Genomic DNA, 25,169 nt, shown 5'->3' with positions numbered 1-25,169 from the left:
GCTTTTTAACGCCTTTTACGCACCGATTTAGCGCTAATAAGCGCAATGTTTGATGTGTTTTTTCGTAACTTAAAGGATCTCGCCGATGATGAGCGTGACACCGATCCCCGCCCTTAGCGACAACTATATTTGGCTATTAAGACAAGATACCAGTCAAAGCGTTTGTGTGGTGGATCCCGGTGAAGCTGCCCCGGTGATCGAGTTTCTTGAGCGTGAGTCGCTCACCCTAAGCTGCATTCTGATTACTCACCATCATCATGATCATACCGGTGGTTTAGCAGAATTAATTAAACGCTACTCTCCGCACGTTATCGGCCCCGACAATCCCAAGATTGAAGGCATCGATGAAACCGTGGGTGATGGCGACGAAGTCCGCATTATGGGTCGCTTGTTTGACGTCATGGCGACCCCCGGCCATACGCTGGATCATATCAGCTACTTCACAGCGGGTATCCCTGCACTACTGTTCTGCGGTGATACCCTTTTTTGCGCGGGTTGCGGTCGTTTATTCGAGGGTACCCCGGAGCAAATGTACACCGCGCTGAAAAAATTTGCGGAACTCCCTGAAGATACACTGGTCTTTGCAGCCCATGAGTACACTCAGGCAAACCTAACGTTTGCCCGTGCTGCGGATCCTGAAAACGAAGACGTCAAACACGCCTTGCAGGAGTGTGAAAAGGCGCGGGCATTGGATCGCCCCACCTTACCCAGCACGATAGGACGCGAGCTGAAAATTAATCCCTACCTCCGTGTGGGCACTGATAGCGTGCGCCAAGCGGCAGGCACCCAGGGTGTTAATAATGATGATCTCGCTACGTTCACCACTCTACGCGAGTGGAAGAACCGTTTTTAAGAACGCTATCGAAACCAAACGAATGCAACTATGACCTATCGAACGATTCGCCAGCGCTTGATGCTGAGCGCTGGCAGTACCGTAATAATGGGCCTAATGTTAGCCGCTGCGGCAAGCTCACAAGCCTCTGCGACAGCCTATGAAGGATCTACGGCATCAACCAGTAAATCAGTAGACGCTACAAAACCACGCCCCACGCCGTTCCGAATCCATTTTTGGGAGGCGCTGGAGCTGGAACCTCAGGACGCTTGGACAACGCTGCGTAAAAGCTTTCAGTGGCAAGAGAAGTCACTGCCAGACGAGGCCCAAGCACGGGTAGACGAATGGATTGAGCACTACCGTTCCAGCCCCGAAAACATTGCTACTATCACCGAACGCGCCTCTCCCTGGCTTGCCTGGATTACCCAGCAAGTTAGCGAGCGTGGCCTGCCTGGTGAAGTCGCGTTAATCCCCTTCGTCGAGAGCTCCTTTGACCCAGGCGCGCGAAGTCATCGCGGCGCTGCTGGGCTATGGCAGTTTATGCCCGGCACTGGTGATGCATTGGGTTTGGTACGCAACGGAAACTACGATGGCCGGTTAGACGTTTTAACCTCCACCGAAGCGGCGCTGGACTACTTGGAAATGCAGGCCGATCAGTGGTATGAAGGCGATCTGATGCTTTCATTAGCGGCTTATAACGCCGGCGCAGGCACCGTTAACCGCGCTCGACGCCAGGCCCAAAGCCAAGGCCTAAACGGTGATTACTGGGATCTCTCGCTGCCCTATGAAACCATGCAGTATGTGCCCAAACTGAAAGCCATCGCGACCATCATTAACGACCCTGAGCAGTACGGTGTCAGCTTGCCGGAAATACATGTTGATCCGGCCTTCGCTAAAGTTAAGTTGGCCCAAGCAGTGACGCTCTCAGAAGCCTCTCAACTTCTGGGTGTCAGCCAAACAGCGTTAGCCGAATTAAACCCTGGCTTGCTCAATGGCAGCATTGACCCCCGTAGTGCTCAGACACTGCTGGTACCTGAAGAAGTGGATACCCAGATGCTAGCGCAGCTTTCTCAAGGCGGCAGTCAAACACAAGACAGCAACCAAGCGTTTGCGCAAAACAGCCGTGGCAATACCCACCGCGTTGAAAGAGGCGACAGTCTCTCTGCGATTGCGGCCCGGTATAATATTGACCAGCAAGACCTTATACGCTGGAATGCGATTGACCGCCCCAGCACTCTGCAACCAGGCCAACTGCTGACACTTTCAGGGCGTTAAACCGGGTTAACTAGTTGGCTTTGTTCACATGGGATGTCTCAAATGCCGCGTGGTTTGTTTTTTGCGAAAACGCTTCTACTCATCAGTGGCCTGCTGTCCAACGTTTCAATACTGGCTTCAGACGCCGAAACAATAGCGTCAGAGTCGACGTCTATCACCGCCACCAACACTAATGTGGTGGGTGATTTGAACACCGACGCAAACAACGTGGTTCCTATTGAAACAGTTCATGGGTTATCGCTTTACGATAGCCCCGAGCTGCCAGCCGACTTCCCCTACTTCCCTCACGTAAACCCACAGGCCCCCAAAGGCGGCACCATTACCCATACCGCCGTGGGGAGCAGCTTTGACTCGACCAATCCGTTTATTATTCGCGGCACGCCAGTTACCGGCATTTCACAAATTTATGACACCCTTATGGCCAGCAACCCCAATGAGCCCTTTAGCCTCTACGGCTTGCTGGCCGAAGGCGTGCGCCTTGACCCTGACAGGGAGTGGATTGAGTTCGACCTGCGCCCTGAAGCGCGTTTTCAAGATGGGGAACCTGTCACGGCCTACGATGTGGTGTTCTCGCTTAACCTGCTCCGCGAAGAGGGAAATCCGTTTTACGCCAGTTACTACGCGGGAGTGGAAGAAGCCATCGCCCTCAATGAGCATCAGGTACGGTTCACCTTCAACGACACTCAATCCCGAGAGCTGCCGTTAATAGTCGCCCAGTTACCCATACTCCCCCGCCACTACTGGGAGCCCCGCGAATTCACCTCCCCCACCCTTGCGGCACACCCAGGCTCCGGGCCCTATCGCATTAGCGAAGTAGACCCAGGTAGGCGAATTGTTTATCAGCGCGATGAAGATTATTGGGGTAAAGATTTGCCGGTCAACGTTGGCCGATACAATATTGATCGCATCATTTACGACTACTACCGTGATCGGGATATTGCCTGGGAAGCGTTTAAAGCGGGTCTCACCGACTTTCGTACCGATGCCCGCGCCGCCACCTGGGCAATTGGCTACGACTTCCCAGCTTATGAAGAGGGCTTGGTAAAGCGGCTAACGGTACCGGACGTTAACCCTTCGATGATGCAGGCGTTTGTTTTCAACCTGCGTAAAGAGAAGTTCCAAGACCCCAGGGTGCGGGAAGCGTTGAGCCTGACCTTCGACTTCCCGTGGCTCAACACCAATATTTTTTACGGTACCTATCAGCGCACCGAGAGCTTTTTCCAAAATTCAGAGATGGAAGCCACCGGCTTACCCTCTGAGGAGGAACTGGCGCTGTTGGAGCCCTTTCGGGAGGAGTTGATTACCTCTCATGGTTCTGACCGTTTGTTCACTCAGCCCCTGCCTATCGATCAGCCCATCGAGCTGCGTGAGCGGCTTCGTAAAGCGCTCGATCTCCTCCGCGAGGCAGGTTATAGCGTTGAAGACGGCATACTGGTTAACCAACAAACCGGGCGGCCTTTAAGCCTGGAAGTGCTGCTCTACGACTCAGGGCTTGAACGGGTGGTGCAGCCAATGCTCCGCAACATGGCCCGTTTAGGGGTACAGACGTCGCTGCGTATCGTTGATATTAATCAGTATTTAAACCGACAGCGTAATTATGACTATGACATAGTGATCAGTCATTTCCCTCAGTCGAACAACCCGGGCAATGAACAGCGCGACTTCTGGACCAGCGCCGCCGCCGAAGCACCGCAAAGCCGTAACCGGATGGCGCTGGCACATCCGGCGGTCGATGCACTGGTGGAGGAGATCATTAGTGCTGAGGGCCGTGAAGAGTTGGATACCGCCACGCGCGCGTTGGATCGGGTGCTGCGCTGGGGGTTCTATGTGATTCCCCACTACCACTCTGGGGAGACCCGCATCGCCATTTGGGATAAGTTTGGTTACCCCGAACCCTTCCCCAAATACGCCATGGATCTGGATGCGTGGTGGGTAGACACTGACCGTGAAGCAGAACTGCAGCGCCGCCAGCGCGGCCGTTAACTTTGGCCCGATTACAACTTCTTAAGTGCAACGGCTTGTCCTCAACGGTTTCATCGTCATAAACCTCGGAGTGCTCTGTGGCCCGTTATACCCTACGCCGACTGCTGCTAATGATTCCGACCCTTTTCGGGATCATGCTACTCAATTTTATTATTGTTCAGGCGGCGCCGGGTGGGCCAATTGATCAGATGCTGGCGCGTTTTGAAGGCGCCGACGCCATGGCCAGCACTCGCTTGGATATGGGGGGCGCCGATGTCCAGGTCAGCGATGACTCCCGGGGAGCCCGAGGTATTGACCCACGCTTTATCGAGCAGCTGGAGCAGCAGTTTGGTTTTGACAAACCCGCCCACGAACGCTTTATCGGCATGATGGCGGATTACCTCACCCTCGATTTTGGCACCAGTTTCTTCCGCGACCGCCCGGTCACAGAGCTGATGATTGAGCGGCTGCCGGTTTCCATATCACTGGGGCTCTGGACGACACTGCTGGTCTATTTAATCTCTATCCCGTTAGGCATTAAAAAGGCGCTACGCCACGGCTCCCGGTTTGACGTCTGGTCGTCGGGGTTAGTGATTGTCGGCTATGCCATTCCGGGCTTCCTGTTTGCCATCCTGCTCATTGTCCTGTTTGCCGGGGGCACCTACTGGGACTTATTCCCTTTACGCGGTTTGACCTCACCCGACTTCGACCAGCTTTCAGCCTGGGGCAAGGTCAAAGACTACTTCTGGCATATCACACTGCCGGTTATCGCCGCCTCGATTGGCAGCTTTGCCACGCTGACGATGCTAACCAAAAACAGCTTTCTCGATGAGATTCACAAGCAGTATGTAATTACCGCCCGCGCCAAGGGGGCCGACGAGCGGCGCGTGCTTTACGGCCATGTGTTTCGCAATGCCATGCTGATTATTATCGCGGGCCTACCCGCCGCCATGATCGGTATTTTCTTCACCGGCGCGCTGCTTATCGAAGTGATCTTCTCCCTGGATGGGCTGGGCCTGCTCGGTTTCGAAGCGGTCATGCAGCGGGATTACCCGGTGATTTTCGGCACCCTATTCCTGTATACCGTGATCGGCTTAATCCTCAAGCTGATTTCCGATTTGACCTACGTGTGGGTAGACCCGCGTATCGATTTTTCGACTCGGGAGTCGTGATAATGGCCTTTTTATCATCACGTTTATCGCCTATCACTCGCCGTCGACTGTCCGCTTTTAAAGCCAATCGCCGTGCCCGGGTGTCACTTTGGTTATTTGCCACGCTGTTTATTCTTAGCCTGTTTGCCGAGCTAATTGCCAACGACAAACCGATCATCATGCAGTACGACGGCCAGTGGTACTTTCCCATGCTGGTGGACTACCCAGAAACCGAGTTTGACGGCTTTCTACCGACCCGAACGGACTATCTGGATCCCTTTGTTCAGCAACAAATTGATGATCATGGCTGGGCGCTATGGCCCATTATTCCGTTTTCATATCAGACCCTGGACATGAATATGACCCGCCCTTCTCCGGCCCCGCCGGATAGCCGCCACTGGCTGGGCACCGATGACCAAGGGCGGGATGTGACCGCACGGGTGATTTATGGCTTTCGACTCTCGGTAGCCTTTGCACTGGCACTCACCGCAGGATCACTAGTCGTCGGTGTGGTAGTGGGCGGTGTGCAGGGCTACTTTGGCGGCAAAATTGATTTGATCGGTCAGCGATTCACTGAAATTTGGTCCGGCTTACCGGTGCTATTCCTGCTGATTATTTTAGCCAGCTTTGTTCAGCCGGGATTTTGGTGGCTGCTGGGGATTATGCTGCTCTTTTCGTGGCTGGGCCTGGTCGATATCGTGCGTGCCGAGTTCCTGCGTGCACGCAATTTGGAGTATGTGCGCGCGGCCAAAGCCATGGGCTTGCCGTCACGTTTAATCATGTGGCGTCACGTGCTACCCAATGCCATGGTCGCCACGCTGACGTTTATTCCGTTTCTGTTTACCGGCGCCATTGGCACCTTGACCGCTCTGGATTTTCTCGGCTTCGGCCTGCCGCCGGGTGCTCCCTCGCTGGGTGAGCTTGCTGCCCAAGGCAAAAATAATCTACACGCCCCTTGGCTGGGCATCACGGCGTTTATGACCTTGGCGATCATGCTGTCACTGCTGGTATTTATCGGCGAGGGCTTGCGCGACGCCTTTGATCCCCGCCACGTACAACAGCGCCAAGCAGGCCCAGCTCAGGAGACTCAGCATGCCTAATCCCCTGCTGCGCATTGAACACCTTGATGTCACTTTTGATAGCACCCCGGTGGTTCACTCACTCTCACTCACCCTCCATGCAGGTGAAACCCTGGCCATTGTCGGTGAGTCCGGCTCGGGTAAATCGGTATCGGCGCTGGGCATGGTGAATTTGCTGCCCAGTAATGCCAGCGTTCAAGGCGAACGCTGGCTAGGTGATACCAATCTGGCCACTTTAACGGAAACTGAGTGGAACACGGTGCGTGGCAATCGCGTCGGTTTTATCTTCCAGGAGCCGATGACCTCGCTCAACCCCCTGCATCGGGTGGGCAAGCAGATTGGTGAGGCCTTGCGGCTGCATCAAGGACTGCGGGGCCAGGCGGCCCGGGAACGCTGCAAAGAACTGTTGGAACAAGTGAAACTACCGCGCCCGGACGAATTGTTGGATGCCTGGCCCCACCAGCTCTCGGGTGGGCAGCGCCAGCGGGTGATGATTGCCATGGCGATTGCCAACAATCCCTCACTGCTGATTGCCGATGAGCCCACCACCGCGCTGGACGTCACGGTACAGCAGGAGATTCTCGCCCTGCTGCGTGAACTACGCGATCATCATGGCATGGGCATGCTGTTTATCAGCCACGACTTAAACCTGGTGCGCCGCCATGCCGATCGCATTTGCGTGATGTACCAGGGACGTATTCAAGAAATCGGCCCGGTGGAGCAGGTCTTTCAGCACCCTCAAAGCGATTACACTAAAGCGCTACTGGCCGCTGAGCCGGAAGGTAGGCCCCAAGCTATAGAGCATACAGCGCCGCTACTGACCGCTCGTCAATTAAGCGTGAGCTTTAAGCGCCCTAAGACCGGCTTATTTAAGCGCCAGCCCCCTGCTTTTGTGGCGGTGCATCCAATAGATTTCCAAATCGCGCCAGGGGAAACCCTGGGCATTGTCGGTGAATCCGGCTCAGGTAAAACCACGCTGGCGTCAGCGGTCATGCGGCTGGTCACTAGCCAAGGCGATGTTACCCTTGGCAAGGATAAACTAAGCGCCCTAACCGGCGATGCGTTACGCCGCCACCGCCATCGCCTGCAAATGGTGTTTCAAGACCCCTATGGCGCGCTTTCACCGCGTATGCCAGTGTTTGATATCGTCAGCGAGGGGCTGCGCTTTCACTACCCCCATCTCACCACTGAAGAAGTCACCCAGCGGGTTAATCAAACGCTGCACGAGGTAGGTTTGCCCGAGAGCTGTGCCGCGCGCTACCCCCACGAGTTCTCCGGCGGTCAGCGCCAGCGCATTGCCGTGGCAAGAGCGATTATCTTAGAACCGGAACTATTGGTGCTGGATGAGCCAACCTCGGCGTTAGACCGTACCGTGCAGAAGCAGCTAGTCACCCTGTTGCGCGATCTGCAGGCACGCCGTCAGCTAAGTTATTTATTCATAAGCCATGACTTAGCCGTTGTGCGTGCTATGGCACACCGTATTATGGTGCTCAAGGATGGCGAAGTGGTCGAACAAGGCCCCTGCCTAGAGGTGCTTTCAGCGCCACAGCACGCTTATACTCAAGCGTTGATTGCCGCTGCGCATCTGACTCACTAGTTCTGACTTACTAACTTTATCGAGTCACGATACTTGCTATTGTTGGTGGCAGAACTAAGATAACGGTATAAATATCCAGATAAAATAAAGCCGCTTACCCTTTTGGGAAGCGGCTAATAGAGACCTTAAGCAAGGACTCAGAAAAGCGCGATTTCGTCGGCGGTTAATTCTCGCCACTCGCCGGGCGCCAGGTTGGCATCCAAAGCCAAATCACCGATAGAGCTGCGGTGCAGTGAATTCACGTGATTGCCCAAGGCGGCAAACATACGCTTCACCTGGTGATAGCGCCCTTCGGTAATGGTGAGTTCTGCCTGGGTGGGCGAAAGCAGCCTAAGTGTTGCGGGCTGCGTCGGGGTCTCCTCTCCATCCAGCATCAGGCCATCGGCGACTTGACCAATCGCCCACTCCGCCGTCGCACCTTCCATCGGTTCCGCTAGCTCGGCGATATACACCTTGGCGCAGCGATGGCGCGGTGACGTGACACGGTGCGACCACTGGCCATCATCGGTTAATAGCAGCAGTCCCGTGGTATCCACATCCAACCGCCCTACCGGCTGTAACCGATCGGCTTTGGGCAGATCTATCAGATCTATCGCGCGCTGATAGAGTCCGCGGCGGGCATTGCATTCAACGTCGACGGGCTTGTGCAGCATAATGTAGCGCAAGCCAACCAGCGCCAACCGCTCGCCGTTGAGCACCACCACATCGTTATCGGTATCGATCTGGGTCGCCGACTGCTTGATCGGCTCGCCGTTGAGGGTTACCTCACCATTTTTGAGTGCCCGCTTAGCCAGGCTACGGGTTAATGGCGTGGTTTCACTCAAAAAGCGATCAAGGCGCATCATTAACCCACTCCTGGCAGCAGTTGAAAGTGGTCGGCATCTTGCCAGGCAGGAAATTTTTCACGAAAAGCATCAAGGGCAGTTTTATCCAGCGTGCCCGTTTCTATAAACGGGGTATGGGCAGGTTGATCAATGAGCGGTTCGCCTTTGAAGTCCACCAACAGGGAATCGCCACTATAGGCAAGCCCTTTGGCATCTTCTCCAACGCGGTTTACGCCAATGACATAGCTTAGGTTCTCGACCGCACGGGCCTGCAGCAGCGTGCGCCAAGGGTGACGACGGGGTGCTGGCCAGTTGGCGATACACAGCAGCGCATCATACTCGAAATGCTCCCCTTCTGCTGGCTGCTGGCGCATCCAGACCGGAAAACGCAGGTCGTAGCAAACGCTCAGCAGCAGCTTAAAGCCATTGAGCTCTACCACTTTACGCTCACTGCCCATACCGTAGCGCTCATGCTCACCGGCCATACGGAATAGGTGACGCTTATCGTAGTGGGTTAACACCCCCTCCGGCGTTGCCCAAATCAAGCGGTTATAAAACTCACCGTCCTCTTCGATCGCCACGCTGCCGGTCATCACACAGTTGCGTGCCTTCGCTTGGGCCTGTAGCCAGGCAACGCTTTGACTTTCCGCCATCGGCTGGGCCATTTCGCGGGAATTCATGGTAAAGCCAGTGGCAAACATCTCAGGCAATACAATAAGATCCGTGTCGCGGCTATCCAGCTCGCCCAGCAACTTCTCAAGATGAGCGTGGTTGGCCTGGGGATCTTCCCAGCGCAGATCACACTGCACTAGCGTGTTCCTAAGTTGACTCACTTAACACCTCCAATTCGTCAGTCTCAAGACAACGTTTATGCTAGATTAGCATCTTTAAATAATGAGGCTGCTATGCTTCCTACTCCAACACGCGACCCTGATGCCGTCAAAGGCGTTATGTATGGGCTAACCGCCTACACCATGTGGGGCTGCTTTCCGCTATTTTTTGCCCTGTTTGACGGCATTCCCGCCTTTGAAATATTGATTCACCGTATCATTTGGGCGTGTCTATTTCTGGTCGGCTTGATTACCCTTCTGCGCCGCTGGCCGCCCGTTGTCACCGCATTGGGGGAACCCAAGCGGCTTGGTCGGGTGTTGGCCTGTGCGCTATTGATTGCGTTTAACTGGGGTATCTATATTTATGCAGTGGAGTCGAAGCAGGTATTGCAGGCGAGCCTGGGCTACTTCTTAACGCCATTAGTGAACGTCGCGCTAGGCATGCTGGTACTTCGGGAAGTGATGGCCAAGCTGCAGCTGGTCGCCTTGGGCTTGGCCAGCGTGGCCATTGCCACGCAGTTTGTGATGCTGGGTGAACTGCCCTGGCTTAGTCTACTACTGGCGTTAAGCTTCGGCAGTTACGGCCTGTTTCGTAAGCAGGTGCCACTGGACGGATTATCGGGACTGTTTGTGGAAACCCTGTTGCTATTCCCACTCGCCCTGATCGCCTTGACCTGGTTAAGCTGGAACGGCAGCTCGCATTTTCTTCAAGATACGTCATCGACTGGCCTGCTGATCGCCAGTGGGGCTTTGACCGCGCTGCCGTTAATGGCCTTTGCCGGCGCGGCACGCCGGTTGCGTTTGGCAACTCTGGGCTTTTTGATGTACATCAACCCCAGCATTCAGTTTCTGATTGCCTTAACCGTGTTCGGCGAGCCCCTGGGCCTTATTCAGTTGGCAACGTTTGTGCTTATTTGGATCGGGCTCGCGCTCTACTCCTGGTCGGCGTGGCAGTCACGCCCGCGCTACGCTGCGGCTAGTTAGTGCAAGCGGTGGCACTGGGGCGGCCTCTGACTGCAACGCAGGGGGAGTCGCTATATCACGCTCAGGCTGGTAGCCAACCCGGAATCCGCCCCAGTGCTTACCCTGCACATACACCGGCACAGAGAGGTCGTGCATGATTTCGCCGGTATCGCGCTTGTAAGTTTGCAGTAGCAGCGGCTTTTCATGAGCCCCACATCGGCTGCCCGTCGGGTCATCGAAAATGCGTTTGTTGCGGCAGAACTTTAAATCGTGCGCGTAGTCACCGGTTGGTGCAAGACTGACCGCTTTGTTATGGGTCGGCACATAGCCTTTACGGTCACAGGCAATGGCATAGCTTAAGCTTAGCTGCGTGAGCAAAGGCTCTTGCAAATCGGGCAGGTACCTATCAGTGAAACTATCAAAGCCGGTTTTATATTGCGGCGGCTGCGTACCCGGAATCTGTTCATAATGAGGCTGGAACAGGTGGGTGTCTGAAAGCTCCCCGCGGGCAATCGCTTTTTCCAGCAGCTTACCCAACTTATCGGCGGTTAATCGTGCAGCGTGGAATACCTGCTGGTGGCGACCCTCCAAATGCTGTTGAGCCAGTTCACCATCGACCCCTTCGGCAGCCTCCATCAATGCCCGGGCCTGCTCGGCCAAATCATGCATATTACGATTGCCTTCATCGACATCATCTTCCAACTGGCTCAGGCTGTCCGCCACGGTTTGACTATGTTGGCGAGTGTTTTCCATGGCATCGGCAACACGGGTAATTTCCCTCTGCACTTGGTCGAATTCTTGAGTCATCGTACCCAGACTGTTGCCGACCACTTGTAGCCCCTTGGAGCGCTTGCTGATACGGGTCATTAACTGGCCCATAGTGGCGACGACCGACTGGCCGCTCTGATGCATATCCTTAACCAGCTCATCGACACTTTGCGTTGCGGTAGAGGTCTTGAGTGCCAGGTTGCGCACTTCGCCGGCGACGACTGCAAACCCTCGCCCGTGTTCACCCGCTCGGGCCGCTTCAATTGACGCATTGAGCGACAGCAGATGGGTTTGTTCGGCGATATCCTCAATCATGGAAGTAACGTTACGTACACGCTCAATTTTATCGTTCAGCGCGGTTAGCATTTTCAGCGCTTGGTTTGAGCGGTCGGCAACATCGCTCATGTCCTGAATAATATCGTCCAGTTCAGCATGGTTGTGATGACTGGCCTCCCGGGCGCTCTCTGCCAGCGCTGCCACTTGGCTGGCGCTGGCACTCACCTGCATAATGGCTGCATTAATGGCCGTCATGCTCGATGAAGCTTCACGAGCCATGGTTTCTTGCTTTGAGAGGCGCTGATCCATCAGATCGGCATAGTGCGACACTTCTGCCGAGGCAATCGCTGTGCTGCTAGCGCGGTTCATTAACCTGTAGGCCATGGCGCGAAGCGAATGGTAATCACGCAGTGGCTTAAAGCCAAGCCGATGCTGTTCCAGGCGACGTTGGTCGGCTCGGTAGACGCCTTCCAGTACGCTGAGTAGCATAGCGCCACCGCCTAGCGCGGCGAATAGAAGTGCCAGATAACGCCAGAGCCCTCCTTGTATGGCAAGCCCTATCGACAGCACTACAAACAGCACCGGAACACACAATCGCAGTAAGTGCATGAGCTGTACTCTTTTATTGATGTTATTGAGTATCGAAAATACTACTTCTGAGGGGTTCAACCCCCTTTGCGACTAAGCTTAGCGTGTAACGCTTATGAAAGAAGTAGCACTTTGGGGGAAGGAAGTAGCACTTTTGGAGAAGACACAAATCCTATAAGCGCTTGGTCATCATTGGGTTACCGCAGTAAAAATGAATATAAGCACTGCAATGAAATGGAATATCCCTTACTCTCTTGGTTCTGCCACTTCTACAACACCAGGACCCCATGCTAAAGCGCTACTTGCCGATCCTGACATGGCTCCCCCACTACCATAAACGCCTATTGGGGGCAGACCTTTTGGCGGGCTTGATCGTCACCGTGATGGTCATTCCCCAATCGCTGGCCTATGCGCTGCTGGCCGGGTTACCCGCGGTGGTAGGCCTGTACGCCAGCATCCTGCCTCAACTGATCTATACCCTGTTTGGCACCAGTAAAACCCTCGCGGTCGGGCCGGTGGCAATCATCGCGCTGATGACCGGTGCCGCGCTCTCCTCAGTAGCAGCCGCGGGTACGGAGACCTACTTACAGGCAGCGCTGATCCTGTCACTGCTTTCCGGTGGCATGCTGGTCGTGATGGGGCTGCTGAAAATGGGCTTTTTCAGCAACTTTTTAAGCCACCCGGTTATCTCCGGCTTCTTAACGGCGTCGGGTATTTTGATTGCGGCCAGCCAGCTTGGCAGCCTACTGGGGGTTGAGAGCAGTGGCTTTACCCTGGTGGAACGTCTTATCACCCTGGTACCAAACTTAACCACCTTTAACTTACCCACCCTACTGATTGGCAGTGGAACCCTGCTGTTTTTGATTGCCATGCGGCGCCACGGTAAAGCCGCCCTGCTCACGCTGGGCCTGCCACGCACTCTGGCGGACTTGATCGCCAAAGCGGGGCCAGTCTTTGCGGTCGTGATTACCACCCTGGTGACCTGGCATTGGCAGTTGGCCGATAAAGGCGTCTCCGTGGTAGGGCAAATTCCCGGTGGTTTACCCTCGTTAAGCTTTCCTTGGGCGGACTACTCGCTATGGCGGGCACTGCTAATCCCAGCGCTGCTGATTAGCCTGGTCGGCTTTGTGGAGTCGGTCTCCATGGGCCAGATGTTGGCCGCTAAACGGCGCCAGCGCATCTCTCCCAATCAGGAACTAGTGGGCCTGGGCGCCAGCAATTTAGCCGCCGGGTTTTCCAGTGGTATGCCGGTAACCGGTGGTCTGTCCCGCACCGTTATTAACTACGATGCGGGTGCGCAAACACCTGCCGCCGGTGCCTTTGCGGCGCTAGGTATTGCGCTGGTCACCATGTCGTTTACCGGTTGGCTCTACTATCTGCCCATCGCGACCCTGGCCGCAACAATCACCGTCTCGATTTTGACACTGGTAGACATCCCCATGCTGCGCCAAACCTGGCGCTACTCCCGCAGCGACTTTGCCGCCATGGCGGTGACGATTCTACTCACGCTGTGCGAAGGCGTTGAAGCCGGCATCATTAGCGGTGTGACACTTTCTATTGCGCTATTTTTGTACCGCACCAGCCGCCCCCATAGCGCCTTGGTAGGTCGTGTGCCCGGTACCGAACATTTTAGAAACACTACCCGCCACGATGTCGAAACGGTCAATACCGTTGCCCTCTTGCGCATCGATGAGAGCCTCTACTTTGCCAATGCACGCTATTTGGAAGACACCGTTTATAACCTGGTGGCGAGCCAACCCGAGCTTGAGCACGTTGTGCTGATCTGTTCGGCGGTCAACCTGATCGATGCCTCGGCGCTAGAGAGCCTGGATGCGATCAACGCCCGTTTAAAAGACTCCGATGTAAAACTGCATTTATCCGAGGTCAAAGGCCCGGTAATGGATCAGCTTAAGAAGAGTGACTTTCTGGATGCACTGACCGGACGGGTATTTCTAAGCACCTACGCCGCTTGGCGTGAGTTTTCTTAACAGTATTGCTCTCGCTACCGCTCTGAAAAACCAGGCTTTTGCCTGGTTTTTTTATGCCTGTTGTTTACTAACGGACACTTCTGATGACAACGGCATTGACAGCCACCCAGCGGCTTCTCTACTATCACCCGACCATTAAGCAAAATACAATACCGCACAGCAAAACACATTCAATCAAATAACCAGCAACTAAACGTCACCATCAACGTCACTACAACCACAATAAAGGAGCATCCCAATGCGTCCCTTCGCTCAACGCCTACTTATTGCCGCCTTACCTCTATCGCTACTCGGCGCAGCCGTCAGCCACGCCAACGAAATTGAACTGCCCGGCACCATGGCCTGGACGGCCTATGGCACCAACTCAAGCGGCTATGCCCAAGCCGTCGCCATCGGCAATATGTTGCAGAACAAATACGATTCGTCTGTACGTATTCTGCCGGGTGATAACGATGTATCACGCATGACGCCGCTCAAGCAGGGCCGCGTTGACCTTTGCGCCTGTGGGATCGCCAGCTACTACGGAGCGGAAGGTGTGATGATGTTTGCCGACCGTGACTGGGGCCCTCAGCCGCTGCGCGTGATTACCACTTCCACCGCCTCTTTTGGCCTCTCCCTTGCGGTCGCGGGCGACCTGGATGTTGAAACGCCCGCTGACTTGGCGGGCAAACGCATCGCCTATATCCGTGGCGACGATGCGCTCAATAAAGGCACAGAGGCGTACCTCGCCTTTGGCGGTTTAACCTGGGATGACGTAGAGCGGGTTGATTACCCCGGCTACGGCCGCTCGTTCGACGGCATTATCGCTGGCGATGTGGATGCCTCCTTTACCACAACGGTCACCCCGCCCGCCCAGCAGTTGGCCAGTAGCCCTCGCGGCATTAGCTGGCCAGTGCTAGACCCCAACGACGAAGCCGGCTGGGAGCGTATGGCTGCGGTGGCGCCCTACTTCCGTCCTCACGAAGTCACTTCCGGGGCAGGCGGCATCAGCGCCGAAAACCCGGTGCCTAGCGCTAGCTACCCTTACCCTATTGTTGTCGCCAACCAAGACCTGGACGACAACGTGGCTTATGGCCTGATCAAGGCCATGCAGGAAAACTTTGATGACTATAAAGACAACGCTCCAGGCGCACTTGGCTATGCACTAGAGCAACAAGATCTTCAATGGGTAGTGCCGTTCCACGATGCGGTCGTGGAGTACTACAAAGAAATCGATGTATGGACCGATGAAATGCAGGCTCATCAGGACAAGCTCGTTGAGCGTCAGAACGTGCTGCTAACCGCCTGGGAAAGCTTTATGCAGGACGCACCCAGTGAAGATGAGGCATTTACTACCGGCTGGATGGAAGCCCGTGCCACCGCGCTGAGCGATGCCGGTTTCGAACCGATCTTCGAGTGATACACCACGGGGCGGCACTTGCCGCCCCCTGCTGATTGACGGATGTCCCCCCCATGACCACAGATACCTCGCCTGCCAATAATCAGCAGGTTAAAGAAAAGATCAGCCAAATTCGTCAGCTTCCTACTGCACTGCGCTGGATTCCCGCCACGGTCACCGTCATTTTGATGGCGATGACGCTGGATTATCTTTTCAACGTTGGCTTACTGACGTTCGTAACCGGCTTGGAAACGCAGTTCTACTATGCCGTTGTGGCGCTGCTGCTACCGCTGGTGTTTTTGCTTTGGCCCATGCGCAGTCGCCAACAAGAGCAGCCTATTCCCTGGTACGACTACACATTGAGCGCCATCACGCTTATCGTTGGCGGCTATTTTGTTTACAACGCAGTACCTATTTTGGAGCGCGGCTGGGCCTTTTCAGCGCCCGAAATCGCCATTTATGCCAGCTACGCCTACTGGCTGCTGATTGTCGAAGCAGCACGCCGGGCGGGTGGTTTACCCATTGCGATTATTGCCGGGGTATTCTCGCTCTATCCGCTGGTGGCCGATATCGTCCCTGGCCCGATCCAGGCGTTTCCTTCCACCCTTGAACAAACCGCCATGTACCACACCATGAGCACCGAAAGCATCATGGGGGTGCCGCTGCAGGCGTTCGCGGGCCTGGTGATCGGCTTTTTGGTCTTTGGTGTCGTGCTGCAGAAAAGCGGCGGCGGTAAGTTTTTTATTAATCTGGCCTTTGCGCTCCTGGGTCATGTACGCGGCGGCCCTGCTAAGGTGTCGATTTTCTCCAGTGGCCTGATGGGCTCCATGAGCGGCAGCGTGATCAGTAATGTATTGACCACCGGCGTGCTATCGATTCCCGCCATGCGTCGTATCGGTATGAGCCGCTCCTTTGCGGGCGGTGTAGAAGCCTGCGCCTCAACCGGCGGTGTATTGATGCCCCCTGTTATGGGTGCCACCGCTTTTGTCATGGCGATGTTTTTGGACATTCCCTACTCCGCTGTGGCGCTGGCCGCCGTGATTCCTTCGATTCTGTATTTCCTGGGTCTGTTTATTCAGATTGATGCCTACGCGGCCCGCCACGACATTAAAGGCTTGCCCGCCGTTGAACTGCCTTCGCTATGGCAAACCCTCAAAGAGGGTTGGTACTTTATTTTTGTCTTTGCTTTATTAGTTTGGATGCTGCTGATTATGCAGCGCGAAGCCGTGGCACCTTTCTACGCCACCGCGCTGCTGTTGGTGCTGAACCAGCTTTCCAAACATAACCGCTGGGGCTGGAAGGATGTAGCCGATACGCTGTCGTCTGCGGCCAAGCTGTTTGCCGAGTTAATCGCTATTTTGGCTGGCGTGGGCATGCTGGTGGGTGCACTTTCGATGACCGGCCTTTCCGGCACCATCGCTAACGACTTTATCAATATTGCCGGCGGCAGCGTGCCGTTGCTGCTGATTATGGGCGCCGTGACCAGTTTCGTGCTCGGCATTGGCATGACCGTGACGGCCGCCTATATTTTCCTCGCCGTTGCGCTAGCCCCCGCGCTGATTCAAGGCGGAGGGTTGGATCCCATGGCGGTGCATATGTTCATCCTTTACTGGGGCATGCTGAGTTTTATTACTCCGCCGGTCGCCCTGGGTGCCTTTGCCGCCGCCACCGTGGCCGGTGCCCGGCCCATGGAAACGGGCCTGCAGGCCATGCGGCTAGGTAGCGTGATCTACTTTATTCCCTTCCTATTCGTACTCAACCCCGCGCTGATTATGCAGGGTGCGCCGCTGATGATCGTGGCTGTCTTTATCCAGGCGGTCATCGGCATCATCCTGTTTGCCTCTGCCATGCAGGGCTACCTGATGGGGGTTGGTCGACTGGGCTATGGCGCACTGCAAGAGATCGTTATTCGTGCCCTGATACTGATCGCAGGCCTACTACTGGCGCTACCTGGTGGTGGGATGGTGCCACTTAGCCAGTGGGAATTGATCGGTCTGGCCGCTGCCGCGCTGGTACCCGGTGTTTTGATGGCACGCTTAAGCCAGCGCCACCATCGGCGATCGCATAGCGCCTCTGCTGCTTAGCAGATGGAACGCCAAGGTTATTTTTCAATTCACTATCATACGAAATACGAGAGCCTAACTATGTCCGTTCACTACCAACGCCACGGTGATATAGGCGTTATCCAAATTGCTAACCCGCCGGTTAACGCCTTGGGGCACGCCGTGCGCAGCGGCTTAGTCAACGCGCTCAAAGAAGGTATTGCCGACGCAGATGCTAAAGCGCTGGTCGTGCTAGCCGATGGCCGCACGTTTATTGCCGGGGCGGATATCCGTGAGTTTGGTAAGCCGCCTCAAAGCCCCCTGCTGCCCGATGTGATTACCCACCTGGAAGCCTGCCCAAAACCGCTGATCGCCGCCCTGCACGGCACGGCCCTGGGCGGCGGTTTGGAAGTGGCACTCGGTTGCCACTACCGAGTGGCACTGGCGGGAACCCGAGTGGGTCTTCCGGAGGTTAAGCTGGGTCTACTGCCCGGCGCTGGTGGCACCCAGCGTTTGCCGCGTTTAGTAGGCGTTGAGCGCGCCTTAGAGATGATCACCAGCGGGCGTTTTGTGGAAGCAGAAGAAGCACTTGAGGCAGGCATTATCGACGCTATTAGCAGTGCTGAAACGCCGCTTGAAGCGGGTTTAGCGGCCGCCCAGGAAGTGCTGGCAGGCGCCCAAACGCCCCGTATCACCGGCCAACTTCCTGCCCCGGCGGCGAACCCCCAGGCCATCACTAAGACGTTGGATCAGCTTAACCAACAGTCTTCCGAACTGTTCTCGCCGTTTCGCATTGTCGAAACGATTCAGGCCTGCGTGGATGCCGAGTCACTGGAGGCTGGGTTACGCCGCGAGCGGGAGCTGTTTCTAGCCTGTATGGACTCCCCCCAGCGCGCCGGGCTTATTCATCTGTTTTTTGCCGCACGCAGCCCGCACCTAGTGCCCGACGTTGAGAAAGCCAGTGCTTTTAAACACGTTGCGCTGATTGGTGAGCATCCGCTCTTTGAACGCCTGCAAAAGGCCGCGCAAAAGGCAGGCATTAGCTTAACCAACGCATCCAACGAGGCCACCGAGCTTTGCCTACTGGGGCCAAATACGACTCAGGATTCCCTCGCGAATTGCCCGGTTGTTGCACTGGAAGAGATTGGCAGTGCCTGCTCCACCGCTAGTGCACTAAGCCTGATCATTGCTGAAAATGGCCAAATAGGTGAGTTAGTCAATGTAAGCGCAGAGCCACTTACTCAGCAGCGAGCCGCACTGACCCTTAAAGCATTGCGGCTAAACATCGTGGTCAGCCAACAAAAAAGCATACTTCGCGCGATGCATGCTGCCATTCAGCAAGCTTCAGCCAGTGAAAAGCAGTCAGCGCTTGAACAGGCAAGTATCAATATAGCGGAACAGGGCTTCTGCTACCGGGAAAGTGACATCGATTTACTCGCGGTGGAAGCGTTTGGCTACCCGCGTCACCTAGGAGGGCCACACCGCCAGGCCACGCTCTCAACTGCTGCTAAGGATGTATAGACCATGAACCTCACCTTTAGCCCCGAAGAGCAGGCATTTTGCGAACAGGTACGCCGCTTTCTAGCCGATGCACTGCCCAGCGATATCAGCCAGCGCGTGCGCTTGGGCCGCCATCTGCGCGCTGATGACTACCTGCGCTGGCAGAATATTCTTAGCGAACAGGGTTGGTTGGCGTCTAACTGGCCAAAAGAGTTCGGCGGCCCAGGCTGGGGGCCGGTACAGCGGCATATTTTCGACGAAGAGTGTGCTGCTGCCCATGCACCTACAGTCGTACCCTTCGGCGTTAACATGGTGGCTCCCGTCATCATGAAATTCGGCAGTGTCGAGCAGCAACAGCACTACCTGCCGCGCATTTTGAGCAATCAGGATTGGTGGTGCCAAGGCTACTCAGAGCCCGGCGCTGGCTCTGATTTAGCGGGCCTAAATACCCGCGCCGTGCGTGATGGCGACCACTATATCGTCAATGGTCAGAAAACCTGGACTACCCTGGGCCAGCACGCCAACATGCTGTTCTGCCTAGTGCGCACCGACCCAGACGCCAAGAAGCAGGCTGGCATCAGCTTTCTGCTGATTGATATGCAGAGCCCCGGTATCACCGTGCGGCCAATTATCACTTTGGATGGCGCCCATGAGGTCAATGAAGTCTTTTTAGACAATGTTCGCGTGCCGGTTGAAAATCGCGTTGGTGAAGAGGGCCAGGGCTGGACCTGCGCTAAGTTCCTGCTCACCCACGAACGTACGGGGATTGCGGGGCTTGGTCACGCCAAACAGGCGCTGCGTCACTTAAAATCCTTGGCTAGCCGGATTCAACATCGTGGCAAGCCGCTGCTGGAATTACCCAGCTTCCGCCAGCGGGTAGTGAAAGCGGAACTCGAACTTATGGCGCTAGAAGTGACCAACCTGCGCGTGATTGCCGCGGCCCGGGATGGCGGCGTACCCGGCGCAGAGAGCTCGCTGCTGAAAGTACGTGGCTCAGAGCTTCGCCAGGAGCTAAGCGAACTCACCCGCCGTGCCCTTGGCCCCGCCGCACTGCCATTTTTCCCCGACTTCCTGCATGGCGAAGGCAGCCTGGATGACGAGCGCGCCCAAAGCGCGGCCGCCAGCGCCCAGTACTTCAACCGTCGCAAGCTGTCGATTTATGGCGGTGCCAACGAGATACAGAAAAGTATCGTCGCCAAAACCATTTTAAACATGTGAGGTCACCATGGATTTTGCTTTAACCGACGAGCAGCGCATGCTCGAAGAAACGCTCACCCGTTTGGTGGCCGACCAGGTTTCCCCCGAGCAGCGCCGCGCTATGCTAGCCGCTGCTCCAAACCGCGCTTCTGCACTATGGCGCACCTTTGCCGAGCTGGGTTTGCTGCATATGTCCTTCAGCGAAGACGTAGGCGGGCTAGGCGGCGATGGCACCGACCTGATGATTATTATGCAGGCATTGGGACGAGGCTTAGTGCCCGAGCCCTATCTGGCTGGCCTAGTGCTGCCCGGCCAACTGCTGGCCGTTACCGCCAACAGCGAACAGCAAACCCGATGGCTAGCCCCACTACTTGAAGGTGAGCATCAGTTGGCGCTTGCCTGGCAGGAGATTGGCGCCCGTTACGACGCCTTTACGGTATCTACCCAGGCTACCCAGCAAGGCGACCAATGGCAGTTAAATGGTAAAAAACACGTGGTACTTAACCTTGAAGCCGCTGCGGGTACGCTGGTCAGTGCCCGATTAGCTAACGGCAAGCTAGGGCTGTTTATTGTGCCCGCTGATGCACCGGGCACATCGACGCACCTATATCGCACTATCGACGATCAGCCCGCCGGTGACCTGACCCTGGACAGCGTCAAGCTGCCGTTAACCAACTGCCTGAGTGAAGATGTTAGCGATAAGCTAGCGGAGGTGCTGGCCGTTGGCCGAGCAGCGCTCTGCGCCCAAGCCATCGGCGCAATGGAGGAGGCCTGCGACCAAACGCTCGCTTATTTAAAAGAGCGCAAGCAGTTTGGCGTACCGCTTTCGACCTTTCAGGCCCTGCAGCACCGTATGGTAGATATGCACCTGCACCTGGAGCAGTCTCGCTCCATGGCGATTTTAGCCGCCACTAGCCTCGCACTCCCTGCCAGCGAACGGGATTACAAAATTGCCGCGGCCAAAGCCTACTGTGGCGAGTCGGCTCGCTTTATTGCCGAACAGGCGATCCAGCTGCATGGGGCGATGGGTATGACCGAAGAGTGCTATGTCGCGAACTACGCCAAGCATCTGGTAATGTTCGATCACTACCTGGGCGACAGCGACTATCATCTCGAAACGGTCAGCGAGCTGTTAAAGGTTGCCTGAGAACGTTGCCAGAAAAGCTAATTAGGGAGCGATACATGCCAGATTACGTCGGCGAGTTAGTGACTGTCAGCGCTATTGAAAACGGCATCGTAGAAGTGGCCATTGCACGCCCCGAAGTACGCAATGCGCTGAATGAAGCCACCGCCCTGGCACTCAACGAGGCGCTGGCGGTGGTGGCAGACAATGAGCAAGTTCGCTGTGTGATTCTGCGAGGTGAAGGTAGTGCGTTTTGCGCCGGCGCTGACCTGGCAGAGTTTGAGAAGGCAACGTCTCAGCCTGCGAGCGAACGGCTGGAAACGCTCTTTCTGCCTGCCCTGCGTAGCCTAATGGCAATGAATAAGCCGGTGATTGCAGCGGTTAGCGGTGCGGCTGCGGGCATCGGTGTTTCCTATGTGCTCGCCAGCGATATGGTGGTGATGGGCCACTCCGCCTACCTGAAGCTTGCCTTTATCAATATTGGGCTCATCCCCGACGGCGGTGCCTGCTGGCATCTGGTGCGCCAGCTTGGCCATGCTAGGGCATTTGAAATGGCTGCCCTAGCGACGTCCATTTCGGCAGAGCGATGCGTGGCACTGGGCCTGGCCAACCGGGTTGTCGAAGATAACCAAGTACTAATGGAAGCTCGGTCGTTGGCGCAAGCACTTGTGAGTCAATCGCCCCAGGCGCTAAGCGCTACCAAACGCGCCTTACGGGAAGCTGCCCAGCGCCCGCTAAATGACACGATGCAATTAGAGGGCGAGCTTCAAGATCAGTGCAAAGCGTCGGAAGATTTTCACACCCGGGTGGCGGCGTTTCGTCAAAGCCGCCGTAAATGATCTAACGCTTTCTGGTAATCCTGGCGCAGCGTGGCCACTTCTTCGGCCACGCTGTGCATAGAGGCAATAGCGCCTACGCCCTGCCCCGCGCCCCAGATATCCCGCCACGCTTTTGCCTTACTGCTCCCCCCTGAGCCATAACGCATAGCGGTTTTATCACCTTCAGGCAGCGCATCAGGATCCAATCCCGCCTGCTCGATACTTTGCCGCAGATAGTTACCGTGCACGCCGGTAAACAGGTTGGTATAGACAATGTCGCCTGCCGCTGCGTCCAGCACCATCAGTTTATAGGCCGCTTGAGCGTTTGCCTCTTGGGTGGCGATAAAGCGCGTGCCCATATACACCAAGTCCACGCCTAGCGCCTGGGCGGCAACGATCTGTTCACCTTTGCTAATCGCCCCCGCCAGCACTAACGGGCCATCGTAAAAGCGGCGCACCTCCGCCACAAACGCAAAGGGGTTTAACCGCCCGGCATGGCCGCCCGCGCCGTGGCAGACCAGTATCAGCCCATCAACTCCCGCATCGATCGCTTTCTTGGCGTGCCTCAACGTGGTCACATCGTGAAACACCAGCCCGCCATAGGCGTGCACCTTTTTCACCACCTGATTAGGCGCATGCAGACTGGTAATCACCAGCGGCACCTTGAACTCGGCGCATAATGCGACATCGTGCTCTAGGCGATCATTGGTGGGGTGCACGATTTGGTTCACCGCAAAGGGCGCTGAGGGTTGTTCGGGGTGCTGCTCGTCGTAGTCGGCCAGGGTTTGAGTGATCTGCTGTAGCCAATCACGTAATACATCAGCAGGTCGGGCGTTGAGCGCGGGGAAAGCACCCAGAATGCCCGCTTGGCACTGGGCAATCACCAGTTCTGGCCCGGAGACGATAAACATGGGTGAACCGATCACCGGCAGGGTTAATGAAGCGGTTAGGCGCGTTAGCATGGGAAACTCGCTGGTTGTTATTGTGCGGTGATACTGCAAAAGGCCCCTCTGGGCCTTTCAAGAAGATGTCACACTGCAATGGCATGGTCGGAACAACCCTACGCGGGGGCGCTGTGAACCCATCCATGGGCGCTACTTTCGCCATCCCTGGCGAAAGACCCCCGCTACGGGTTGTTCCGACCAATACGTGGATGCCAGAAGCATTTACAGCTTGCTCTCAAGCTCCGGCAGGATCTCAAACAGATCCCCCACCAGGCCGTAATCCGCCACCTGGAAGATCGGTGCTTCGTCGTCTTTGTTGATCGCGACGATCACCTTGGAGTCCTTCATGCCCGCCAGGTGCTGGATGGCACCGGAAATGCCTACAGCGATATACAGATCCGGGGCAACGATCTTGCCGGTCTGACCGACCTGCATATCGTTGGGTACAAAGCCGGCGTCTACCGCGGCACGGGAAGCACCAATAGCGGCGCCCAGCTTGTCGGCAATGCCGTCGAGTAGCTTGAAGTTTTCGCCGTTGCCCATACCTCGGCCACCGGAGATCACCACCTTAGCACCGCCCAGTTCAGGACGATCCGACTGCGCCAGTTCCTCCTTCACAAAGCTGGACTGGCTGTTGTCCACCACTACGTCGACGGTTTCAATCGTCGCGCTGCCGCTGGTGCCGACCGCATCAAAGCCGGTGGAGCGCACGGTGATCACTTTCAGCGCGTCGTCGCTTTTAACGGTGGCAATGGCATTACCGGCGTAGATCGGGCGCTTGAAGGTATCGGCGCTATCCACAGCGATAACGTCCGACAGCTGGCTAACATCTTTTAGCGCCGCTAAACGCGGCAGGACGTTTTTGCCGGTAGTGGAGGCGCTGGCCAGCACGTGGGTGTAGCCATCGGCCAGTTCGACCAGCAGCGCGCCCATGGGCTCGGCCAGTTGGTGGGCGTAAACGGCGTTATCCGCAACGCGCACTTTGCTTACACCGTCAAGTTTGGCGGCGGCTTCGGCGGCGGCTTGAACGCCTTCACCGGCCACCAGAACGTCAATATCGCCACCGATGGCTTGGGCGGCCGCCACGACGTGGGCGGTGGCGCCGGCCAGCTGGCCTTCGTGTAGATCCGCAAGTACCAGAATGCTCATGGCATCAACTCCTTTCAAAGCTCTTTTCTTAAAGTATGGTTTTCAAAGCACTTATCTTAAAGAGCTTATCTCAAAGAACTTTGGCTTCGTTTTTCAGTTTGTCGATCAGCTCGTCTACCGAGGCGACTTTGACGCCGCCTTTGCGCTCGGCGGGCGACTCGACTTTGAGCAGACTGACCTTGGAGGCGACCTCGACGCCGTAGTCGGCGGGGGTTTTCACATCCAGCGGTTTTTTCTTGGCCTTCATGATGTCAGGCAGCTTGGCGTAGCGCGGCTCATTCAAACGCAGGTCGGTGGTGACAATCGCCGGTAGCGTCAGTGCGATGGTTTGCAGACCACCGTCGATTTCACGGGTCACATGCACCTTGTCACCGTCCACTGCAACTTCCGAGGCAAAAGTGCCTTGGGGCAGACCGGTCAGCGCGGCGAGCATTTGGCCGGTCTGGTTGTTGTCGGTGTCGATAGCCTGCTTACCCAGCACCACCAACCCCGGCTGCTCTTCTTCAACCACTTTGGCCAGCAGCTTGGCCACGGCCAGGGATTCGGCGAGCTCGTCAGTTTCGATATGAATGGCGCGGTCGGCGCCCAGCGCCAGCGCCGTACGCAGCTGCTCTTGGGCGGCTTTGGGCCCTACCGTGACGGCGACGACTTCTGTCGCCACGCCCTTCTCTTTCAGGCGTACCGCCTCTTCCACGGCAATTTCGCAGAAGGGGTTCATGGCCATTTTGACGTTGGTAAGATCCACGTCCGAATGATCCGCCTTAACGCGGATTTTGACGTTATAGTCGATGACGCGTTTCACCGCGACGAGTACTTTCATAAGGCGTGCTCCTGGCGATTAAAAATATTCAACCTAGATGATTTCGCATAGCAGAATTATGTTTC

20 protein-coding genes are annotated in these 25,169 nt (G+C 56.1%); 14 read left to right on the top strand and 6 right to left on the bottom strand.

The features are described 5' to 3' along the window. Positions 1-85: 85 nt before the first annotated feature. From gloB to ACW17M_RS19300, 6 genes are all read left to right on the top strand, one after another. Positions 86-853, top strand: coding sequence for a hydroxyacylglutathione hydrolase (gloB, locus tag ACW17M_RS19325; RefSeq protein ID WP_009287828.1), 768 nt, complete (start codon positions 86-88; stop codon positions 851-853). A 30-nt stretch (positions 854-883) separates the two neighbouring features. Beyond that, a complete protein-coding gene (locus ACW17M_RS19320; RefSeq protein ID WP_233975169.1) occupies positions 884-2,107 on the top strand; it encodes a transglycosylase SLT domain-containing protein in 1,224 nt (407 codons plus the stop codon). A 42-nt stretch (positions 2,108-2,149) separates the two neighbouring features. After that, entirely contained in the window at positions 2,150-4,090 is a 1,941-nt protein-coding gene (locus ACW17M_RS19315) for an extracellular solute-binding protein (RefSeq protein ID WP_457547958.1), read from the top strand. Between the two features lie 77 nt (positions 4,091-4,167). Then, on the top strand, positions 4,168-5,241 hold the full coding sequence (locus ACW17M_RS19310; RefSeq protein ID WP_007114307.1) for a microcin C ABC transporter permease YejB: 1,074 nt from the start codon (positions 4,168-4,170) through the stop codon (positions 5,239-5,241). 2 nt (positions 5,242-5,243) lie between these two features. Next, the gene (locus ACW17M_RS19305; RefSeq protein WP_457547957.1) at positions 5,244-6,320 is read left to right on the top strand and encodes an ABC transporter permease; all 1,077 of its coding nucleotides are present in this window, start codon (positions 5,244-5,246) and stop codon (positions 6,318-6,320) included. Then, entirely contained in the window at positions 6,313-7,896 is a 1,584-nt protein-coding gene (locus ACW17M_RS19300) for an ABC transporter ATP-binding protein (RefSeq protein ID WP_457547956.1), read from the top strand. Before ACW17M_RS19305 ends, ACW17M_RS19300 begins: the two co-directional genes overlap by 8 nt. A 137-nt stretch (positions 7,897-8,033) precedes the next feature. Here ACW17M_RS19300 and ACW17M_RS19295 read toward each other — a convergent pair whose 3' ends face one another. Both ACW17M_RS19295 and ACW17M_RS19290 read right to left on the bottom strand, forming a co-directional pair. Continuing rightward, the gene (locus ACW17M_RS19295; RefSeq protein WP_027959554.1) at positions 8,034-8,738 is read right to left on the bottom strand and encodes a pseudouridine synthase; all 705 of its coding nucleotides are present in this window, start codon (positions 8,736-8,738) and stop codon (positions 8,034-8,036) included. Between the two features lie 2 nt (positions 8,739-8,740). Next, a complete protein-coding gene (locus ACW17M_RS19290; protein ID WP_027959555.1) occupies positions 8,741-9,553 on the bottom strand; it encodes an amidohydrolase in 813 nt (270 codons plus the stop codon). 72 nt (positions 9,554-9,625) lie between these two features. On the opposite strand from ACW17M_RS19290, the gene rarD reads away from it, so the two are divergent. After that, the gene (gene rarD / locus ACW17M_RS19285) at positions 9,626-10,534 is read left to right on the top strand and encodes an EamA family transporter RarD (protein WP_141441058.1); all 909 of its coding nucleotides are present in this window, start codon (positions 9,626-9,628) and stop codon (positions 10,532-10,534) included. Here rarD and ACW17M_RS19280 read toward each other — a convergent pair. Beyond that, complete coding sequence (locus ACW17M_RS19280) at positions 10,505-12,166, bottom strand: methyl-accepting chemotaxis protein (protein ID WP_457547955.1); 1,662 nt, start codon at positions 12,164-12,166, stop codon at positions 10,505-10,507. The two genes, rarD and ACW17M_RS19280, sit on opposite strands and share 30 nt — an antisense overlap. A gap of 266 nt (positions 12,167-12,432) precedes the next feature. Here ACW17M_RS19280 and ACW17M_RS19275 point away from each other — a divergent pair, with 266 nt between their 5' ends. From ACW17M_RS19275 to ACW17M_RS19245, 7 genes are all read left to right on the top strand, one after another. Further along, positions 12,433-14,133: a SulP family inorganic anion transporter gene (locus ACW17M_RS19275; RefSeq protein WP_027959558.1), complete on the top strand. Its 1,701-nt coding sequence runs from the start codon at positions 12,433-12,435 to the stop codon at positions 14,131-14,133. 238 nt (positions 14,134-14,371) lie between these two features. Next, positions 14,372-15,532, top strand: coding sequence for a TAXI family TRAP transporter solute-binding subunit (locus tag ACW17M_RS19270; RefSeq protein WP_027959559.1), 1,161 nt, complete (start codon positions 14,372-14,374; stop codon positions 15,530-15,532). 53 nt (positions 15,533-15,585) lie between these two features. Next, the gene (locus tag ACW17M_RS19265) at positions 15,586-17,595 is read left to right on the top strand and encodes a TRAP transporter permease (RefSeq protein WP_457547954.1); all 2,010 of its coding nucleotides are present in this window, start codon (positions 15,586-15,588) and stop codon (positions 17,593-17,595) included. Positions 17,596-17,655: 60 nt separating this feature from the next. Beyond that, positions 17,656-19,074: an enoyl-CoA hydratase/isomerase family protein gene (locus tag ACW17M_RS19260; protein ID WP_457547953.1), complete on the top strand. Its 1,419-nt coding sequence runs from the start codon at positions 17,656-17,658 to the stop codon at positions 19,072-19,074. A 3-nt stretch (positions 19,075-19,077) separates the two neighbouring features. After that, positions 19,078-20,271: an acyl-CoA dehydrogenase family protein gene (locus ACW17M_RS19255; protein ID WP_009287819.1), complete on the top strand. Its 1,194-nt coding sequence runs from the start codon at positions 19,078-19,080 to the stop codon at positions 20,269-20,271. Positions 20,272-20,278: 7 nt separating this feature from the next. Beyond that, a complete protein-coding gene (locus tag ACW17M_RS19250) occupies positions 20,279-21,397 on the top strand; it encodes an acyl-CoA dehydrogenase family protein (protein ID WP_039859830.1) in 1,119 nt (372 codons plus the stop codon). A 35-nt stretch (positions 21,398-21,432) separates the two neighbouring features. Then, positions 21,433-22,212 (top strand): enoyl-CoA hydratase/isomerase family protein, encoded by a 780-nt coding sequence (locus ACW17M_RS19245; RefSeq protein WP_039859829.1) that lies wholly within the window; start codon positions 21,433-21,435, stop codon positions 22,210-22,212. On the opposite strand, the gene ACW17M_RS19240 is transcribed toward ACW17M_RS19245, so the two are convergent. The 3 genes from ACW17M_RS19240 to ACW17M_RS19230 form a co-directional block, all read right to left on the bottom strand. Then, the gene (locus tag ACW17M_RS19240) at positions 22,194-23,153 is read right to left on the bottom strand and encodes an NAD(P)H-dependent flavin oxidoreductase (protein WP_039859828.1); all 960 of its coding nucleotides are present in this window, start codon (positions 23,151-23,153) and stop codon (positions 22,194-22,196) included. The two genes, ACW17M_RS19245 and ACW17M_RS19240, sit on opposite strands and share 19 nt — an antisense overlap. A gap of 204 nt (positions 23,154-23,357) precedes the next feature. Further along, entirely contained in the window at positions 23,358-24,284 is a 927-nt protein-coding gene (locus tag ACW17M_RS19235; protein WP_039859826.1) for an electron transfer flavoprotein subunit alpha/FixB family protein, read from the bottom strand. 70 nt (positions 24,285-24,354) lie between these two features. Next, a complete protein-coding gene (locus ACW17M_RS19230; RefSeq protein ID WP_457547952.1) occupies positions 24,355-25,104 on the bottom strand; it encodes an electron transfer flavoprotein subunit beta/FixA family protein in 750 nt (249 codons plus the stop codon). Positions 25,105-25,169: the final 65 nt, after the last annotated feature.

This window comes from Vreelandella sp. 2A-K22, assembly GCF_054065485.1.
This window is presented reverse-complemented; position numbering and strand designations above follow the sequence as displayed.

Coding starts and splice junctions, on each gene's coding strand:
- gloB (WP_009287828.1), top strand. CDS start 86: ATGATGAGCGTGACACCGATCCCCGCCCTTAGCGACAACTATATTTGG.
- ACW17M_RS19320 (WP_233975169.1), top strand. CDS start 884: ATGACCTATCGAACGATTCGCCAGCGCTTGATGCTGAGCGCTGGCAGT.
- ACW17M_RS19315 (WP_457547958.1), top strand. CDS start 2,150: ATGCCGCGTGGTTTGTTTTTTGCGAAAACGCTTCTACTCATCAGTGGC.
- ACW17M_RS19305 (WP_457547957.1), top strand. CDS start 5,244: ATGGCCTTTTTATCATCACGTTTATCGCCTATCACTCGCCGTCGACTG.
- ACW17M_RS19300 (WP_457547956.1), top strand. CDS start 6,313: ATGCCTAATCCCCTGCTGCGCATTGAACACCTTGATGTCACTTTTGAT.
- ACW17M_RS19295 (WP_027959554.1), bottom strand. CDS start 8,738: ATGCGCCTTGATCGCTTTTTGAGTGAAACCACGCCATTAACCCGTAGC.
- rarD (WP_141441058.1), top strand. CDS start 9,626: ATGCTTCCTACTCCAACACGCGACCCTGATGCCGTCAAAGGCGTTATG.
- ACW17M_RS19280 (WP_457547955.1), bottom strand. CDS start 12,166: ATGCACTTACTGCGATTGTGTGTTCCGGTGCTGTTTGTAGTGCTGTCG.
- ACW17M_RS19275 (WP_027959558.1), top strand. CDS start 12,433: ATGCTAAAGCGCTACTTGCCGATCCTGACATGGCTCCCCCACTACCAT.
- ACW17M_RS19270 (WP_027959559.1), top strand. CDS start 14,372: ATGCGTCCCTTCGCTCAACGCCTACTTATTGCCGCCTTACCTCTATCG.
- ACW17M_RS19265 (WP_457547954.1), top strand. CDS start 15,586: ATGACCACAGATACCTCGCCTGCCAATAATCAGCAGGTTAAAGAAAAG.
- ACW17M_RS19260 (WP_457547953.1), top strand. CDS start 17,656: ATGTCCGTTCACTACCAACGCCACGGTGATATAGGCGTTATCCAAATT.
- ACW17M_RS19255 (WP_009287819.1), top strand. CDS start 19,078: ATGAACCTCACCTTTAGCCCCGAAGAGCAGGCATTTTGCGAACAGGTA.
- ACW17M_RS19250 (WP_039859830.1), top strand. CDS start 20,279: ATGGATTTTGCTTTAACCGACGAGCAGCGCATGCTCGAAGAAACGCTC.
- ACW17M_RS19245 (WP_039859829.1), top strand. CDS start 21,433: ATGCCAGATTACGTCGGCGAGTTAGTGACTGTCAGCGCTATTGAAAAC.
- ACW17M_RS19240 (WP_039859828.1), bottom strand. CDS start 23,153: ATGCTAACGCGCCTAACCGCTTCATTAACCCTGCCGGTGATCGGTTCA.
- ACW17M_RS19235 (WP_039859826.1), bottom strand. CDS start 24,284: ATGAGCATTCTGGTACTTGCGGATCTACACGAAGGCCAGCTGGCCGGC.
- ACW17M_RS19230 (WP_457547952.1), bottom strand. CDS start 25,104: ATGAAAGTACTCGTCGCGGTGAAACGCGTCATCGACTATAACGTCAAA.